This is a genomic window from Saccharobesus litoralis (assembly GCF_003063625.1).
GTDB classification, from domain to species: domain Bacteria; phylum Pseudomonadota; class Gammaproteobacteria; order Enterobacterales; family Alteromonadaceae; genus Saccharobesus; species Saccharobesus litoralis.
The window spans coordinates 5,509,669-5,528,393 of the sequence record NZ_CP026604.1 but is presented as its reverse complement, the minus strand read 5'-3'; the positions used below and the strand labels follow the sequence as shown (position 1 = coordinate 5,528,393).

Sequence of the window (18,725 nt, the reverse complement as noted above, 5' to 3'; positions counted from 1 at the left end):
TTTGATGTAGTCAAAGCGATCAGGTTTTAGGGGAAGCCGTCAAGCTTCGAGACCCCATGAGCATATGCTCTATTATGTGATTGGGGCGAGTAAGCGCAGACAATGAACCATAAGGCCTGAGCGAGAAGGCTATGGCCAAGGATAAGAGTGAATAAAGCATTATTGGGATTAAGCTTGAGTGCTTTATTGTTATTTTGGCTCGTGAATTTAGAACTTAAGGAACCTAAGGTTTTGTCTAATACTGTTACTTTCCCGCGATTGCCAGCGCTGAATAGCCAAGCGCCAAAAGCCCTGCAACGCAATTACACAAATACGTATCACGGTTTTGAGCTAAGTGATCCATTTCATTGGCTTAAAGATCCTTCATACCCCAAGGTCGATGATAAAGATGTGATCGCATATCTTGAGCAAGAGAATGATTACTTTGCGCAATTTATTGAGCCGCAACAGCCTTTAGTTGAACGCTTATATCAAGAATTTAAGGGCCGTGAGCAACCGCAAGAAACGTCAGTGCCTTGGGTTAAAAATGGTTACGAATACCGTTGGTATTTTCCTGAAGGTAAGGAATACAAGGTATGGCTGCGTAAACCTTTGGCGGGTGGCGATGAAGTTGTGATCCTTGATGAGAATATTCAAGCCCAAGGTAAAAAGTTTTACAGTGTCGCGTCTGTTAGCGTTAGCCCTGATAACCAATATTTAGCATGGTCATTTGATGACGATGGCTCTGAGCGCTTTAGTATTCGTGTAAAAAATTTGCTATCAGGTGAGTTGCAGGCCGACAAGATAGAGCAAACCAGTGGCGAGTTAGTTTGGTCGGCTGATAGCCAGCAGTTTTTATATACATTAGTCAGTGATGAGTGGCGACCTTATTTGGTAAAAGCTCACACATTAGGCCAAGCGGATGCAACTGATGTGTCTATATATGAAGAAAAAGATAGCGGCTTTTTTATTCATTTAGGCAAAACAAGTTCAGGCCAATATGTGTTGATTGCCACTGGCAGCCACACCTTTGGTGAAGTTTATACTTTACCCAGTGGCGACTTTGCAGCTAAGCCGCAATTACTGGCCGGACGCGATATTAAAATGGAATACGATGTTGATCATGCTCATGGGCAGTTTTTTATTCGTAGTAATGATCAACATAAAAACTTTCGAGTCGCGACAGTGGCGGATCTTGCTCCGACTTATGATAATTGGCGTACCTTAATTGCCGGTAGTGATAGCCATTACATAACAGGCGTAACTGCATTTGCTGAACAGTTAGTGATTGAAGAAAAAGTTAACGGACTCGAGCAAATACGCTTACGTGCTTATGATGGTGCTGAATACACTATTGAGTTTCCTGAGGCGGTTTACAGTGCTGGTTTAGGAAATAATCCGGAATTTTCCCAACCACACTTGCGAATTAGCTATGAGTCTATGGTGTCGCCGCACACGGTTTATGATTATCAACTAGCCAGTAAAAAGTTGTTGTTGCGTAAACAACAAGACATACCTTCAGGTTATGATGCTAGTCAATATCAAACTGAGCGTTTATGGGCGACAGCCCGCGATGGCATGAAAGTGCCTATTTCTATCGTGTATAAAAAAGGTTTTAAGCAAGATGGTTCGCAGCCTATGCACTTATATGCCTATGGCGCTTATGGCATGGGAATGACGCCGGAATTTTCCAAAGTGAATTTAAGTTTGCTTGATCGTGGTTTTAGTTATGCAATTGCTCATGTTCGTGGTGGCGATGAATTAGGCTATCAATGGTATTTGGATGGCAAGTTAGATAAACGCAGTAATACCTTTAATGATTTTATTGATGTCGCCGAGTTTTTGATTAAACAAGGCTATGTGAGCCAAGGCAATATTTCTATTTCAGGCCGCAGTGCGGGTGGCGAATTAATGGGTGCGGTGACAGTGCAAAGGCCTGATTTGTGGCGCAGTGTGATTTTGGGCGTGCCGTTTGTTGATGTGCTCAATACCATGCTAGATGACAGCTTACCATTAACGCCTATTGAATGGCCTGAGTGGGGTAACCCGATCACTTCAAAAGCGGATTATGCGACAATCGCCAGTTATAGCCCGTACGACAACATTGCAAAAGTGGCTTATCCTCCTATGATGGTGACAGGTGGTATTAATGATCCGCGAGTTACATACTGGGAACCCGCCAAATGGACAGCGAAAATGCGCGCCTATAAAACGGATAATAATTTACTGGTTATGCGCATGCACATGGGCGCCGGACATTTTAGCAGTTCTGGCCGTTACGCTAGATTAAAAGACGATGCCCAAGAGTTTGCGTTTATGCTGCTCGCTCATGGAATTCATGATTAATTTAAGAGAATAACCCAAGAAAACAACCTAAGAGAATAAGCAAAACCTAATGCTAACCACCCTATTATTTACCTGTTATCGCGTACTTAAGGTTGTCGGATTAACCTTATTAGGCCTTTTGCTGGCCATTTGGTTGTTTTCGCCTTTGTTTTTTCATTGGGGCGCGCAACCCTATTTAAATAAACATGGCATTGAAATTAGCCCTGAGTCCACAGTGCGAATCAATCCGTTTTTAGGCAAACTCAGTGTCGATGGACTGGCGTTTGATAAACAACAGCGGCAAGTATTGCGACTGGATGAATTCGAGCTGGATATCAAGCTAAGCAGTTTATTTAAACAACAAATAACCGTTGAGCGCTTAGTCATTAATGGTTTAGAAGTTGAACTGGATTTTGATCAGCAAATGCAATTAAAGCAGGCTGTCGGTCTTGATTTGGCTTTACTTAATACCGGAACACAGCCGACAAAACCTGATGTTGCCGCGGCACCTAAAGTAAATCCTTTGGCGGTTTTGGGCGACTGGCATTTTATTATTGAACCTAGTGTGATCCGCAATAGTTATATTCGTGCTAACCAAGCCGACAAAGCATTAAAGCTAGGTTTGGATATGACGCAGATATATAAAGTAGCGCTGACCAAAAAACGGGCTAATTATCATATCGGCCTTGATTGGCGCTTGGGGCGCAGCGAAATTGGGTTGGATGCTAAGCTTCAAGCCGATTTAGTCGCTGGGCAAGCTAAAATAAACAATAGCCTGAGTGTATACGAATTTAATTTAGCCGATTTTACTCCTTGGTTAAGTCCTTTTCAGGCGCAACTACCGGCAGAGCAATATGCGCTGATAACCAGCTTGCAAGGTAAATTGAAGCTAGCGTTAAATAGCCAAGTGGAAGTGACTAAACTATTTAGTACGCAACCTGAAATCAAGTTGTTGCTGAAAGACAATTCTTTGCAGCTTGATGAATTCAGTGGTCAGCAACAAGCGCAAGCTTTGGGTTGGCAAAAATTTCAGTTTACCGCCAAACAGACTGAGCTAGTTGTAAAACAAGGTAAGCTTGCTAACGCTAAACTTGCAGCGAAATTAGTTTTAAATGACCTACAGGCTAGCCATCCGCAATTGCGTTCAGCCAGTTTTGAGCAACTGGTTATTAATGATATTGCCGCAGCTATACAGCCTGACGGCAATGTTACGTTTAACGCCAACAGCCAATTAAATACAGTAGAGGTGCAAACCTCTAATGGTGAGCAAATGCGGCTTGATAAACTGGTGTTACATCACCTAGGTGCGCAGCGCGCTGTGGCGGGCGATATTAAACTCGATGTTAACGCCGATTTAGTTGGAGTGATCGCTAGTCGCCAATTGACAGAGCAAGTGAATATTGACACGCTATCTTTGCAAAATGTGCAAACTCACTTACAAACCGATAAGTCCTTGCAACTCGGATTGACACCAGAGGTGTCTAGTATTGTGATTAATAATCCACAAGGCGAATTATTAAGTATTGAGCAGCTTAGTTTACAGCGACTTAATGTTAATGTGAGTGCTAATCAAGATGTGCTTTTGTCGGCTAAGCATTTTAGGCTTGATACCTTACAAGCTTTAACGCCAATATTAGAGTCGATTTCTGCTCCACAGAAAAAGTTGGTTGATGCTGACAAACTTCAGCAAGAGGCGAGTGGCTTATCTGAGCTAGGCACTCCGATGCTAGATACGCCGATGCTCGACAAGCCAATGATGCAAGTGCCAACTATCACTTTGAGCGCTATTGATGTGGCGCTATCACAAGGGCAGATCGCATCTGTTGATTTGGGCGAATTAGCGGTCAATGGTTTTCAAACTAATCTAATATTAACGCCAGACAAGCAGTTGCAACATGTGGTGCGCTTAATGCCGCAATTGCAGGCGACAAAGTCAAAACCGGCCGAAGCTAACCCGAAACAGCCAGAATCGAGTTCAGAAACGCAAGCTGATCCACATACTCCGCAGGCCAATGAACAAGATATGACACTGCGTTTGGCTGGTATAACGTTAACAGCGCCCGGCATTATTGCTTTTCAAGATAATAGTGTGAAACCGGCTTTTCAGCAGGAATATCAAATTACACAACTGCAAGTTGGGCCAATTAATAACCAACAGCCGCAAACAGCTACACCTTTGACTTTAATGGTTAAAAACCCGCCGTTTACTTCGGTTAGCGCCAAAGGCGAATTTACGCCGTTTTTAGCTAAACCTAACGTTAATCTAACCGCTAAAGTGCGTGAGTTGGAGCTACCAGCATTGTCTTCCTACATTCAAGGTGCATTAGGTCATGAGATTAAAACCGGACAGTTTGATTTAGATGTGAAGTTAACTGCCAAGCAAGGCAAGCTAGATGGCGGTGCTGATGTCGGGTTACGAGGCTTGGCACTATCCGTGGCTAACAAGCCTAACGCCAGTAAAAGTAAGGATGTGATCTCCATGCCGCTTAATTTAGCGGTCGGTGTGATCAAAGACAGCGATGATAAAATTGATTTGTCTTTACCGATAAGTGGTACAACTGACAGTCCCTCGGTCGATGGTATATCGAGCTTTGTGAAAATATTAGCTAAAAAAGCTATTGTGCGAGCCGGAAAAAAGGCCTTAATCGAAACCTTAGTGCCTTATTCTAATGTGGTTACTGTGGTGATGATGGCTGGTGATGAAGTATTTAAATTACGTTTTAACGATTTAATTTATGCGGCAGGACAAACAGAATTAGACCAACAACAAAAAGTATTTGCCGATAACTTTGTTAATGTGCTGCGCAAAAAAGACGATGCGCAATTAAAAGTATGCGCAATTGGTACGCCAACTGACATTCCCGCAGCCAATAGCAAGCCAACGGAAGATGAAATAGAACAAATTAAAAAGGTATCGCAACAGCGCCAGCAAGTTTTTAAAAATTACGTAGTTGAGCAAGGTATCGCTTCTTCACGACTTTTACTCTGTACCCCAGAACTGGAAACCGAAAAAGACGCCAAACCTCGATTGGTATTTAAGTCGTAGGCGAAATTGGCGTTGGGTTTGCCTAAATTGGCGCATAAGCGGCGTATAAGTGATTTATGCTTGTAAGCCTGCAAACATTTTGTAGATGAGTTTTTATGCTTGTGAGCCTGCAAGCATTTTGTAGATGAGCATTTATGCTTGTGAGCCTGCAAGCATTTTGTAAATGAGTTTTTATGCTTGTGAGCCTGCAAGCATTTTGTAGATGAGTTTTTATGCTTGTGAGCCTGCAAGCATTTTGTAGATGAGCATTTATGCTTGTGAACCTGCAAACCTGTGTAGATGAGTTTTTATGCTTGTGAGCCTGCAAACATTTTGTAGATGAGTTTTTATGCTTGTAGAGCCCGCAAACCCAACCTTGTCGATACGTTTTGATTCCCGCAAGCGTCTTCTCTCTTGCTTTAGGATTTTTCAGCTTTGAGATGGTTGGTTACCTGCTGCTTACGAAGTTAAAAAACTAATCTAAGATTTCACTAAATATTAAATTATTTATGCAAACAAACATTGGGTATGCGCATAAATAACAAGCAAATTTCGCCTTTCAGTTACTAAACTTATCATTGCCCTAAAGTCTAATGATAAGGTGATCTTCATGAGCGCTGTCCACCATTTTAATGACGAAAATTTCTTTTTGGAGCTGGGTCAACTTGATCCTGAAAACGTAGCCTTTTTAGCTGATTCATTCCAACGCTTACCGTCAAATCCATATAAAGATGGTTCATTTCGTGTGCGGCGCTTTTCGCATTTCAAATGCGTGAATGACGATTTAACTCATTTACCCCATAAAAAATTTACTCAGTCTGCTGTCTATAATCGTTTTCAAGGTGATGTGGTGCGAGACTACGAAGAGATAGAAGATGAGGTGGTGGAAAGTGAAGCCTTTGTTGAAATGTTCCATTATTTTAAAACCATGGCACATGTTAAAGACCATGCTGATATCGATGTGCATCAAATTCGCGTTCTTGCGTCGGCCAATCACAACACTCCAGTCGCGCCAGAAGGTGTACACCAAGATGGTTTTGATAAAATAGGCATTTTTGTCATTCGCCGTGAACATATAACAGGTGGAGAAATAAACGTACATTTAAGCCGCGATACTAAACCGATAATGAGTTATGCGTTTGATCATGGTGAGTTCATTATTCTTAACGATAAGCGTTTTTGGCACGGTGCCGCGACGATCTCAGCGACCGATGAACAAAATGCTTACATGGATGTGTTTGTGCTAACCGCTTGTGATTAGATTAGTGAGTGAGCTCGTGCTTATTCCAGAAACAAATGATCAGTTGAATCTTTGTCGAAATTTATTTCGACAATGGCTGTTTGACAATGAATGCTAATACTCGCAATCAATTTCCTGCGTTAAATAGACTGCGCCAAGGTAAACCCGTGATTTATTTCGATGGCGCGGGGGGAAGCCAAGCGCCGCAAACGGTGATTAATGCCTACGCCGACTATTTAACTCAAGGTAATGCTAATTTAGGCAGCCCTAGTGCCACGAGTCGATTAACTGAGCAATTGGTGGTTGAGGCTCGACAAGCCGCTTGTGATTTTTTAGGTTGTCAATTAGCACAATCCGTAGTGTTTGGTGCTAACGCAACGAGCCTGATCTTTCATTTTAGTTATAGTATTGCCAAGCAATGGCAAGCGGGGGACGAGATTATTGTTACTGCGCTGGACCACTATGCCAACGTTTCACCTTGGCTAAACGCAGCGTTGGCGTGTGGAGTAACCGTACATACCATTCCAATTGACCGCGAGACTTGGCAGCTAGACTATAGCGTTTTAGCCAACAAGCTAAATGCTAACACGCGCTTAATTGCGATCCCTTATGTATCTAATGTGACTGGCACAGTAGTCGATGTGCAACATATTGTGCAAATGGCCCGTGCTTTTGCTCATATTCAAGTCTTTGTTGATGCCGTGGCGGCAGCGCCGCATGTCAAAATCAATTTTCAGTATTTGGACTGCGATTTTTTAGTGACATCAGGTTACAAGCATTTTGCTGGGCATTTAGGTGTGTTGGTCGCTAAGCCTAAGTGGTTACAATTATTGCTACCCAACAAGGTGGCTCCAGCGTCTGAACAGTCGCCTAATTGCTGGGAAATGGGCACGCAAAATTTTGAAGCCATGGCGGCTTATATCGCCTGTATTAATTACTTACAATCCCTGATTGAAGATGAGCCTGTCACTATTGATTTGGCATCCAGTTCAGACTTTTATTCTGGTGGGCATGATATTGGTTCGCAAGATATGTTACCGGCGGATCGCAAGCAAAAGCTAGAAAATGCATTTACCCATATTCAAAACCATGAAAACGAGTTGAGTCGTTATTTTATGCAACAACTAGCCGAATTGCGTGGCGCTAATTTGCTAGGCCAGAAAACGACAGAGCAACGTGTGCCTATTTTTTCGTTAGTACTGGCAAATAATGATCATGCCAAAGTCTGTTGTGCTTTAGCTCAAGCAAACATTTATTGTGCGTATGGTCATTTTTATGCGCAAGGCATTGTTGAACAATTAGCATTAGCCAATGAGTCGGGCGTACTGCGTTTTTCATTGCTGCATTACAACACGCGAGATGAAATCGATGTTTTATTTAATGAACTGGATATGATCCTTAACTGAGCATCTATACTTTAGTTATCTTTGCTTAAAAATAAAAACCAGTGTTAGATGATTTAGATAAAACCGACCGCAAAATTTTGGCCTTATTGCAACAGGACGGCAATTTAACCGCAGCGGAAATCGCCGACCAAATTGGCTTGTCGCAATCGCCTTGTTGGCGACGCATTAACCGCTTGCAACAACAAGGCTATATTGCCAACCGCGTGGTGTTATTAGATCGACACAAAGTCGGTTTGGGGGTTGTTGCTTTTGTCACTATTAAGCTGTCTTCCCACGGCCGTAATTCGCTTGAAGAGTTTGAGTTAGCCATTGTTGGTTTTCCTGAAGTGGTTGAATGCTGGACGGTGTCTGGTGCTATGGACTATATTTTACGAGTCGTCACCCAAGACATGGACAGCTACGAATTCTTTTTACGCCATAAATTGCTCAAACTCGCCCATATCCACGAAGCTCAAAGTCACATAAGTATGACCGAAGTTAAAAACACCACTCAATTGCCGTTGCAGCCTTAGTTTTAAGTTTTTGTTATTGTGACTGGACTTACAACCCTCGGTAGTCTTGCTTTGCTGGGTGAAAAGGTTTGCAGGCTTCGCAAGCATAAATGCTCGCCAACAAAAATGTGGTACGTAAAAACGACTATTTTCATAGAAATCGCTAGATTAATTACCCCCCCTTTCTAAACTTGAAAAATAAAACAGGTGAAAAGTGGCTGGCTTCATTCTATGCTTATTTGTGTGGAACGCATTGAATAAAAAATTGGCGCGGGTTAAATGAAAGACAGGTTCGAAGTCAAAAAGGTGATTGCTATTGGATTGGCTATATTGGGATCAAGTTCAGTCGTTGCTGATGAGTTGTTCAAATATAATCAATTAATGGAAATGGACTTAAGCCAGTTGTTAAAAGTTAAAATAGCAACAGGTACGGCTAAGCGGTTATCTGAAGTGCCTGCTGTGGTGTCGGTTATAACTGCTAACGATATCGCCGCTAGTGGCGCTCGAACATTGGCCGAAGCCATTGAAAAGGTGCCTGGTTTACATGTTATGGCATCTGAATTTCGTTTGAGCCGTTTATATAGTTTTCGCGGTATTCAAAGCTCGTCTACCCCGCAAGTACTTATTCTTATTGATGGTGTGGAAATCTCTAATCTAACTTCGTCTTCCATGCCCGTTGCTTTTCGTTACCCAACTCACTTTATTGAGAAAATCGAGATCATACGAGGACCTGGTTCTGCGGTGTATGGTGCTGATGCTTTTAGTGGCGTGATTAATATCATAACCCAAGAGCATGCTAACCTTAATCAGGTTGAATTGGGGGCAAATCTAGGGTCGTTTGCTTATCAAGAATTATGGATGAATGGTCATTGGGCGGTAGATGATTTAAACGTGAGTTGGTCTTTTACCCGTGAAGAGCAAGGTAATGATTCTGGCAGAGTCACCCCGTATGGCGTGATGGATCGTGGTAGAGAATTAGATAACTTGCATGTCAATTTGTCATATGGCGATTTTGTATTAAAAAATTGGTATTGGCGAACTGGGCAACAAATGGGCAACGGTGTCAGTGTTGCCGGTAATAATATCGATCGCGACCAAAGTGAAGCATATAAGTCTAATTTACAATGGCATCATAGCTTTTCGACGTATTCAGATATTACGATAGACGCCACCTATTTTTTAAATAAAACCAACGCTTACTTTCAGCTTTTTCCACCGGGTACATGGCCTGTCGGGACAGATGGTAATATTTTTCAACCCCCTTTTACGCCAGTTGAATTTCCTAATGGTGTGATTGGCGCGCCGCGAGGTGATACGCAAAAATATAAACTTGATGGTGTTTACCTTTATACAGGGGTGGATAACCATAGGTTGCGTTTTGCTATTGGCTTGAATGAACAGAAATTGATCAATGTTGAAGAAGTCAAAAACTTTGGACCTGGTATTTTGGATGAAAATTCGATACCTGCCGACGGCATAAGTGATCAACTGATTGACGTAACAGGCACTCCTTATGTTTATACGCCCCAATACAAACGAGATTTATGGTACGTATCAATTCAAGATGAATGGAAGTTGGCTGATGATTGGGAATTAACCGCAGGTATTCGTTACGATCACTACTCAGATTTTGGTAGTACAACCAATCCTAGAATGGCCTTAGTGTGGAATACGAGTTCAGCATTAACCACTAAACTACTGTATGGCAGCGCTTTTAGAGCCCCTAGTGTTGCTGAGTTAGCCTATATTAATAATCCAGCAACTTTGGGTAACCCGAATATTAAACCGGAAGAAATTCAAACCCTAGAGTTAGTTGTTGATTATAAAGTGTCAGAAACCTTAGCTGGCGCCCTCAATGTATTTAAGTATCAATCATCTGATTTGATCCAGCTCGATAATGCAGCTGTGTATCAAAATATAGGGCAACAAGACGGCTATGGCTTTGAATTTGAAGCAAACTGGCAAGCAAGCAATCAACTTGAAGTGAGTGGCAATTTTTCTTGGTTGCGATCTGAATTGCCCTTGAGTAACGAAGATAAAGCCAATGTACCCAGAGTGATGGCTTATTTAGCATTAGATTATCAGTTTGATGATAGCCTGAGTATGTTAGCGCAAAGCTATTTAATTGCCGACCGCAAACGCCAAACGGGTGATACTCGTTCTAAAATCAAGGATTACAATAAGCTAGATATTACTTTGCGTTGGCAAGTTAGCAATAATTGGCGTGCAACTCTAGGCATTAAAAATGCCTTGGATGACGACATTCGCCAACCGTCACCCAACTCACCTTTATTTGCTTTAGATTTAGGTTACCCAGATGATTACCCAATGAAAGGGCGTAGTTTATTTGCTGGTATCGTATTGAGCTTGCGATAACCGTTATTGAAACGTTCTGACCTTAAAAATATTGCTGGGCAACGAAGTGTAACGCTATTCATCATTACTGGTTTGGCACTGCTTGTTTGATTAAGTTAGCTAGACTTAACCAGTTCACAATATTCTAATTATTTAACAATCCTGCTTATATTAATTTTTACTACCCCTAGATCTGTAATCACCGGTTAATAGCCATATGTTTCTTAAAGTGGCTTTTTAATATTTTTTTCATCTAACGCCTACCCACATTTCCACTTTTCTCCACTGGTTTCAAGGTTTTGCCGAGAATGCTGATTTTTACTGGGTTTATAGACAGGTGTTTAGGCAGATTTTAGCCTTGACAAACATGGCCTCGACGCCGAAAATTTGCCATTGTGGAAAAAAGTGGATTTTAGTGGATCCATGTGGATTTTAAATTAACTAATTGCAAGGTTTGAAACTGTGCTTCGAGGCTCTCATTCTTTAACGATGGACGATAAAGGTCGGATTGCGATCCCGACCCGCTATCGCGATCTGTTTCAGGAGGAGTCTGACGGTGTAGTGATCTGCACAATTAGTGTTAATCAACGCTGTTTAATGTTGTATCCATTGCATGAATGGGAACAGGTAGAACGCAAGTTGATCAAGTTGTCGGATATGGATCCGCAGCAAAGCCGAGTGAAACGTTTGTTACTGGGTAACGCGAATGAAGCGGAAATTGATAAAAAGAATGGTCGTTTGTTAATTCCAGCGCCGTTACGTAATTATGCGCGCATGCAAAAGCAATTGCTGTTATCAGGGCGTATTAATAAATTCGAAATTTGGGCGCAAGAAGAGTGGGATAAACAAATGGAAGACGACATTTTAGCAATGCAGTCACCTGACTCTGAATTGAGTCCGGCTTTACAAGGGTTATCGCTTTAATGGAACAAGCAGCCGCTGGGCATATTAGTGTTTTACTGCAAGAAGCGGTCGATGGTTTGGCGATTAAGCCTGACGGTGTTTATGTTGATGGTACGTTTGGCCGTGGTGGCCATAGCCGTCAGGTATTAAAGCAACTTGGCGACAATGGTCGTTTAATTGCTTTTGACCAAGATCCCACTGCGATTGCTTTTGCCGGTGAGCATTTTGCCGATCCTCGCTTTCAAATTGTGCATAGTAATTTTGCCGATATGCCAAGTAAATTGGCTGACATGGGCCTACTTGGCAAGGTAGACGGTATTTTGTTGGATCTCGGAGTTAGCTCGCCGCAACTTGATGATGCGGAACGCGGTTTTAGCTTTTTACGTGATGGCCCGTTGGATATGCGCATGGATACAAGCCAAGGGCAGTCGGCAGCAGAATGGTTACGCACCGCAGAACGCGATGATATTGCTTACGTGCTTAAAGAATATGGTGAAGAGCGCTTCGCTCGCAAAATTGCTGCGGCAATTGTTTATGACCGTGATGACAAGCCATTTAAGCGCACTTTAGATTTAGCGGGATTAATTGAACGCATTATTAAAAAGCGTGAGCCGGGTAAACACCCTGCCACCCGTAGCTTTCAAGCTATTCGTATTCAAGTTAATGGTGAACTAGATGCCATTAAACAAGCGTTAGCCAATTCGATTGATATTTTGGCACCGGGTGGCCGTTTGTCGGTGATTAGCTTCCATTCATTAGAAGATCGCATTGTTAAGCGCTTCATGGCTGAGCAAAGTAAGGCGAAAGCTGTGCCGCGCGGCTTGCCTGTTACTGATGATGAGTTGAGTAAGCATATTAAATTTAAAACCATAGGGAAGGCAATCAAGCCATCAGCGCAAGAAATTGAACTGAACACGCGCGCACGCAGTTCAGTACTGCGGATTGCCGAACGTTTAAGTGGCTAGCCGAGATAAGCAAGCCAAACAGCCAAATTTAGCCTGGCTGATTATTAAAGATTGGCTAGAACACAAGTTGGTTATTTTTCTTGTGTTGTGCGTCATGTCGAGTGCATACGCAGTGGTATATTTTGCTTGGAAAAACCGGCAATTAAATACAGAAGTACAAAAGTTACAAGATAAGCAAGATAGATTGGGTGTCGATTGGCGCCACATGTTACTTGAGCTAAATGCGTTGTCTGAGCATAGCCGAGTTGAGCAAATTGCAACGAAGCAATTAGAAATGAAACGCCCAGATAGGGCTGAAGAACGAATTATCGAACTTGAATGAATAAGCGAATTAATAAACAAAAGCAAGCTGTAGGGCGCTGGCGATTTTATGTCGTCTTTGGCGTGATCTTGCTTGTGTTTGCTTCAATTATTGCGCGAGCCGCTTACATTCAAGTGATCCAGCCTGATATGTTGCGTCAACAAGGTGATGCACGTACACATCGCTATTTAGCCGATCGCGTTCATCGTGGCATGATCAAAGATCGCAATGGTTTAGAACTCGCTATATCAGCGCCGGTTAACACTGTATTTGCCGATCCTGTGATTATCAAACGCCATAACGGTATGAGCCGAGAGCGAGAATGGCGAGCCTTAGCTGATGTATTAAAAACACCGGTTGAATCTTTGTTGGGCACGGTCAATGCCGCTATTGAAAAGCAACGGCGGTTTATATACTTAGGTCGTCAAATTACCCCTGCTATGGCTGAGTATGTCGATAAATTAGATATTCCCGGTGTTTACTTGCGTCCAGAGTCAAAGCGTTATTACCCGTATGGTGAAGTGAGTGCCCATATTGTCGGATTAACCAATATTGATGATGTGGGTATTGAAGGCATCGAGCGCTTATTTGATGGTGAGCTAACGGGTAAAAACGGTAAAAAACACGTGATGAAAGATGCACGTGGTCAAGTTATTAAAGTGTTGGCTGAAGAAGATGCGAGTCCAGCGCAAGACGTTACCTTATCGATTGATCAAGGTATTCAGGCCTTAGCTTATCAAGAGTTGAAAAAAGCCGTGCAGTATCATGATGCGGATTCTGGCTCTGTGGTGATGGTGGATGTCAACACAGGTGAGATACTCGCCATGGTTAATAGCCCGTCTTATAACCCGAATAATCGTCAAACCTATTCAGCTCGCAATGCACGTAATCGCGCAGTAACAGATGCCTACGAACCAGGCTCATCGATAAAACCTTTAGTGGTGTTGTCGGCTTTGGAATTTGGCTCAGTTGGCCCGAAAGATTTAATTGATACCTCACCAGGGCGTATGCGCATTGGCGGCCGTATTGTGCGTGATGGGCGTAATCACGGCAAAATGGATTTAGTGTCGATTTTACAAAAATCGAGCAATGTCGGTGTGACTAAACTCGCGCTTTCTATGCCAGCGCAAAATTATTTGGATACTTTTTATAACGCCGGTTTTGGCAATGATACCGGTAGTTTGATTATTGGCGAGAGTCAGGGGGTGCTGCATGATAGGCGGCGCTGGTCGGACTTTGAACTTGCCACTTTGTCGTTTGGTTACGGCTTGCAAGTGACGCCATTACAATTAGCGCGCTTTTACGCGACGGTAGCAGCTGGGGGCATTCAACGCCCTCTTTCCATTTTAAAGCGAGATACCGTACCTGAAGGCGAGCGAGTGTATGCGGCCAGTACCACACGTCAAGTCTTACGCATGATGGAAGAAGTGACTCGAGAAGGTGGTACGGGTACGCGAGCTGCGGTTGAAGGCTATCGAATTGCCGGTAAAACCGGAACCTCACGTAAAGCGATTGCAGGTGGTTACGGTAGTGATTATTACGCAACCTTTGCCGGAATTGCCCCAGTGAGTAAACCACGTATAGCTACCGTTGTGGTTATTGATAACCCTAAAGGTGATGAATATGGCGGAGGTGCGGTTGCCGCGCCTGTCTTTAGCCGAGTCGTGCAAGGTGCGATGCGCATTCTTAATGAATTACCGGATAACGAAAAAGACACAATCACCATTGCCAAGAGTCAGGGAGGAAAGCCAAGTGCCTAAATCCTTGACTATGCTCAATGACATTTGCCAAGTGAATTTGCCGAGTATTGCTTTTGAGCATTTGCATTTAGATTCACGCAAAGTTAATAACCAATCAGTATTTATCGCGCTAAAAGGCGCTCAATTTGATGGTCGTAATTTTATTGCTAAGGCGGTTCAGCAAGGTGCTGTCGCTGTTCTAGCGGATGCAGATGAATCGTCGCAGCATGGGGTTAGACAAACCGTAAATTCAGTGCCCGTCATTTTTATTTGGCGTTTATCACACCTACAAGCTGACATTGCGGCCTGCGTCAGTCAAGCCGATATTGCTGAATTAGCCTTGATTGGTGTTACAGGAACCAATGGTAAAACAACAGTGGCGAATATGGTTTTTCAAGCCTTGTTGTTGCTGGATCGAGACGCGGCTTATGTTGGTACTTTAGGTGTGCAAACCAAGCATAAATTACAACCACTGTTAAATACCACACCGGTTGCCATTGAGTTACATGATTTATTGACGGCTATTGCTAAGCAGCAAGATGTTTGTTGTTTAGAGGTATCAAGCCATGCTTTGGCTGAGCAACGTATCAAGGGTTTGGCTTTTCAGGTTACCGCGTTTACTAATTTGTCGCATGACCATTTAGATTTTCATGGCGATATGCAAGGTTATTTTGCGGCTAAAACAAAATTGTTTAGTGACTACGAGAGCGCAGATGTTGTCATTAATTTAGATTGCTCTTGGGGCCAAAAGTTAGCTCATCAAGTCATGAGTGGAGCAAAGTCGGTGCGGGTTGTTAGTCGAGTGGCTAGTGATGAAAACAGTTATTTTTTAAATCAAACCAATCCGCACGGGCGATATCTGATAGTTACCCAAGCTGACGCTAAAGCCGATGGTTTTGAATTATCTATTAGCTCAGAAAGTGAAACCGCATCTTTATTTTTACCTTTTTATGGTGATTTTAATATTGAGAATGCGTTGGTTGCCATGGCGTGTTTATTGGAAATGAATTACTCGCTTGCCGATATTGCAAAGGCTTTTGCGCAAGTTAAACCGATAGCAGGTCGTATGGAACATTTTGGGAAAAACAGTCAACCTAATGTGATTGTTGATTTTGCTCATACTCCAGACGGTTTAGAAAAGGCCTTAGTGGCTTGTCGCCGTCATTTGACCGAGCAAGGGCAATTGTTTGTGGTTTTTGGTTGTGGTGGTGATCGCGATACAGATAAGCGGCCTGTGATGGGGCAAATTGCCGCTAAGTATGCAGATAAAATCTTTGTTACTAATGACAACTCGCGTTCTGAGTCACCTGAATTAATCGCTAAAGCTATTTTAAAGGGCATAAGCGACCAAGATAAGCAAAAAGTTGTTGTTGAGTTAGACCGCAAATTGGCTATTCAGTCGGCCGTGCAAGCGGCACAAGCGCAAGACATTATTTTGGTTGCCGGTAAAGGTCATGAAACAACCCAAGAAATAGCAGGGATAAAGCACGCTTACAATGAACGAGAGTATGTGCAACAACTCATGGAGCAAGCCGCATGATTAATTTATCTCTGTTAGCTATTGCTGAAATGACATCAGGGCAACTGAAAGGCTCAGATCACCAGATCCATCAAGTCAGTACCGATACTCGCCGAATTGAAACAGGCTCCTTGTTTGTTGCATTAAAAGGTGAGCGCTTTGACGCGCATGCGTTTATTGAACAAGCGGTTAGCGCTGGCGCTAGTGCCGTAGTGGTTGAACATGAAGTTGACGCGGATGTCGCGCAAATTATTGTCGATGATACGCGAGTGGCGCTAGGCAAAATAGCCAAAGGTGTTAAAGCCCTGTGTGATGTTAAAACAATCGCAATAACAGGCAGTTGTGGCAAAACCACAGTTAAAGAATTATTACAGTCTATATGTCAGCTAGCCGGCAATACGTTGGCAACTAAAGGTAATTTGAACAACGATATTGGTGTGCCTTTAACCCTATTAGAGCTCACCGCTGAGCATGAATATGCTGTGGTTGAGCTAGGCGCTAATCATATTGGTGAAATAGCTTACAGTGTCGATTTAGTTAAACCTGATGTTGCTTTAGTTAACAATGTGTCGGGTGCGCATTTAGAAGGCTTTGGCTCACTCAGTGGTGTGGCGCAAGCAAAGGGTGAAATTTATAGCGGCTTGTCTGAAAGTGGCAAAGCGGTTGTCAATTATGATTGCGAATTTAAACAGCAATGGCAAAGCCGTTTGGCTCAACTAAACGTCACTTTGTTTAGCCTGCAAAACGAACAAGCCGATTTGTATGCCAGTAACATGAGTATGAATGCCTTTGCTAGCCAGTTTGAACTGAATTTTCAAGGTCAAGGCTATGCCATTAATTTGCAATTACCGGGAGCTCACAACATCGCAAATGCGTTGGCAGCGGCAAGTTGTGCATTAGCTGCGGGAATTGATATTCAGACTGTTGTGAGCGGTTTGAATAAAAATGTCAGCGTCAAAGGTCGACTTAATCGTATTCAAATCACTGATAATTTGATCATGATAGACGATACGTATAACGCCAATAAGGCATCTATGCAGGCCGCGTTGGATGTTTTAGCCAATGTTGAAGGGCGTAAAATCTTCGTAATGGGGGATATGGCTGAATTAGGTAATTACGCGCGCAAAGAGCATCAGGACGTTGGTAATTATGCTAGAAGCTTAGGCATACAGGATTTATTTACGTTTGGTGAGATGAGTTTACAAGCCCAAGAGGGGCATGACAGTAAACAACATTTTCATCAACTTGAAACGTTAGTGACGGCGTTAAAAGCCAGTTTAGATAATCAACCCACAACCATTTTAGTGAAAGGTTCGCGCAGTGCGCGAATGGAAAGAGTAATAGAAGCAATGAAATCATCAGGAGTCGCCGAATGCTAGTTTGGTTAGCAGAATGGCTTACCCAGTTTGAACCTGGGTTCAATGTATTTTCGTATTTAACGATGCGAGCCATTCTGAGCATTTTGACGGCATTAGTTCTGTCTTTGTATTTAGGGCCTAAATTGATCCGCTATTTGCAACGTATGCAAATTGGTCAAACTGTACGAGATGATGGTCCGGAATCTCATTTTTCAAAATCGGGTACGCCGACGATGGGCGGTATTTTGATTTTGGGATCGATCGTTTTTGCTTCTTTAATGTGGGCCGATTTGTCCAATCGTTACGTGTTAGTGACTTTGTTTGTCGTTGTCAGCTATGGCCTTATTGGTTTTGTCGATGATTATCGCAAGGTGATCCGTAAAGACTCAAAAGGGTTGATTGCTAAATGGAAGTACTTTTGGCAATCGGTTATCGCTATTGGTGTGGCTTTCTTTTTGTATTGGTCGGCACATGATCCGAACGAAACCGTATTGATTATCCCATTTTTTAAAGAGTATTTACCGCAGTTAGGCGCTTTGTATTTACTGGTGTGTTATTTCGTCATCGTCGGCACCAGCAATGCGGTGAATTTAACCGATGGGTTAGACGGATTAGCTATTGTACCGACCATTATGGTGGCCAGTGCGTTTGCCATTATTGCTTATGTAACAGGGCACGCGAATTTCTCTGGCTATTTGAACTTACCGCATATTGCGTTAACCAGTGAATTGGTGATTGTGTGTACCGCTATTGTCGGGGCTGGCTTAGGTTTCCTGTGGTTTAACACTTATCCAGCGCAAGTTTTTATGGGTGATGTTGGTTCACTGGCGTTAGGTGCCGCTTTAGGTGTGATCGCCATTTTAGTTAGACAAGAGTTGATTTTGTTCATTATGGGCGGTGTGTTTGTGATGGAAACCTTATCTGTAATTTTACAGGTGGGTAGTTACAAGTTACGCGGTGAACGGATTTTTCGCATGGCACCTATTCATCATCACTATGAATTAAAAGGCTGGCCAGAACCACGAGTGATCGTGCGTTTTTGGATTATTAGTCTGATGTTGGTTTTAGTTGGTTTGGCAACCTTGAAAATTCGTTAGTCGGTCAATCAGTGTGGTTTAA

The 18,725-nt window shown here is 42.8% G+C and carries 13 protein-coding genes; all 13 read left to right on the top strand.

Annotated features, from left to right (window positions below; genetic code table 11):
• The first annotated feature begins 147 nt into the window (after positions 1–147).
• Positions 148–2,325 carry a S9 family peptidase gene (locus C2869_RS21180; protein ID WP_199915606.1) on the top strand — a complete coding sequence of 726 codons (2,178 nt, stop codon included), beginning with the start codon at positions 148–150 and terminating at the stop codon, positions 2,323–2,325.
• A 49-nt stretch (positions 2,326–2,374) separates the two neighbouring features.
• Positions 2,375–5,350, top strand: a complete 2,976-nt coding sequence (locus tag C2869_RS21175; protein ID WP_108604806.1) for a DUF748 domain-containing protein — start codon at positions 2,375–2,377, stop codon at positions 5,348–5,350.
• A 589-nt stretch (positions 5,351–5,939) separates the two neighbouring features.
• Complete coding sequence (locus C2869_RS21170; protein ID WP_108604805.1) at positions 5,940–6,590, top strand: 2OG-Fe dioxygenase family protein; 651 nt, start codon at positions 5,940–5,942, stop codon at positions 6,588–6,590.
• Positions 6,591–6,676: 86 nt separating this feature from the next.
• Entirely contained in the window at positions 6,677–7,975 is a 1,299-nt protein-coding gene (locus C2869_RS21165; RefSeq protein WP_108604804.1) for a cysteine desulfurase-like protein, read from the top strand.
• Between the two features lie 41 nt (positions 7,976–8,016).
• The gene (locus C2869_RS21160) at positions 8,017–8,487 is read left to right on the top strand and encodes an Lrp/AsnC family transcriptional regulator (protein ID WP_108604803.1); all 471 of its coding nucleotides are present in this window, start codon (positions 8,017–8,019) and stop codon (positions 8,485–8,487) included.
• A gap of 258 nt (positions 8,488–8,745) precedes the next feature.
• The gene (locus C2869_RS21155) at positions 8,746–10,842 is read left to right on the top strand and encodes a TonB-dependent receptor plug domain-containing protein (RefSeq protein ID WP_108604802.1); all 2,097 of its coding nucleotides are present in this window, start codon (positions 8,746–8,748) and stop codon (positions 10,840–10,842) included.
• Between the two features lie 441 nt (positions 10,843–11,283).
• Entirely contained in the window at positions 11,284–11,745 is a 462-nt protein-coding gene (mraZ, locus tag C2869_RS21150; RefSeq protein ID WP_108604801.1) for a division/cell wall cluster transcriptional repressor MraZ, read from the top strand.
• A complete protein-coding gene (gene rsmH, locus C2869_RS21145; RefSeq protein ID WP_108604800.1) occupies positions 11,745–12,689 on the top strand; it encodes a 16S rRNA (cytosine(1402)-N(4))-methyltransferase RsmH in 945 nt (314 codons plus the stop codon). The genes mraZ and rsmH overlap by 1 nt, the downstream gene beginning before the upstream one ends.
• Positions 12,682–13,011, top strand: a complete 330-nt coding sequence (gene ftsL, locus C2869_RS21140) for a cell division protein FtsL (protein WP_108604799.1) — start codon at positions 12,682–12,684, stop codon at positions 13,009–13,011. Before rsmH ends, ftsL begins: the two co-directional genes overlap by 8 nt.
• The gene (locus C2869_RS21135) at positions 13,008–14,750 is read left to right on the top strand and encodes a peptidoglycan D,D-transpeptidase FtsI family protein (protein WP_108604798.1); all 1,743 of its coding nucleotides are present in this window, start codon (positions 13,008–13,010) and stop codon (positions 14,748–14,750) included. The genes ftsL and C2869_RS21135 overlap by 4 nt, the downstream gene beginning before the upstream one ends.
• Positions 14,743–16,269, top strand: a complete 1,527-nt coding sequence (locus C2869_RS21130; RefSeq protein ID WP_159084265.1) for a UDP-N-acetylmuramoyl-L-alanyl-D-glutamate--2,6-diaminopimelate ligase — start codon at positions 14,743–14,745, stop codon at positions 16,267–16,269. The genes C2869_RS21135 and C2869_RS21130 overlap by 8 nt, the downstream gene beginning before the upstream one ends.
• Positions 16,266–17,627: a UDP-N-acetylmuramoyl-tripeptide--D-alanyl-D-alanine ligase gene (locus tag C2869_RS21125; RefSeq protein WP_108604796.1), complete on the top strand. Its 1,362-nt coding sequence runs from the start codon at positions 16,266–16,268 to the stop codon at positions 17,625–17,627. Before C2869_RS21130 ends, C2869_RS21125 begins: the two co-directional genes overlap by 4 nt.
• A complete protein-coding gene (mraY, locus tag C2869_RS21120; protein WP_108604795.1) occupies positions 17,621–18,703 on the top strand; it encodes a phospho-N-acetylmuramoyl-pentapeptide-transferase in 1,083 nt (360 codons plus the stop codon). Before C2869_RS21125 ends, mraY begins: the two co-directional genes overlap by 7 nt.
• The last annotated feature ends 22 nt before the right edge of the window (positions 18,704–18,725 follow it).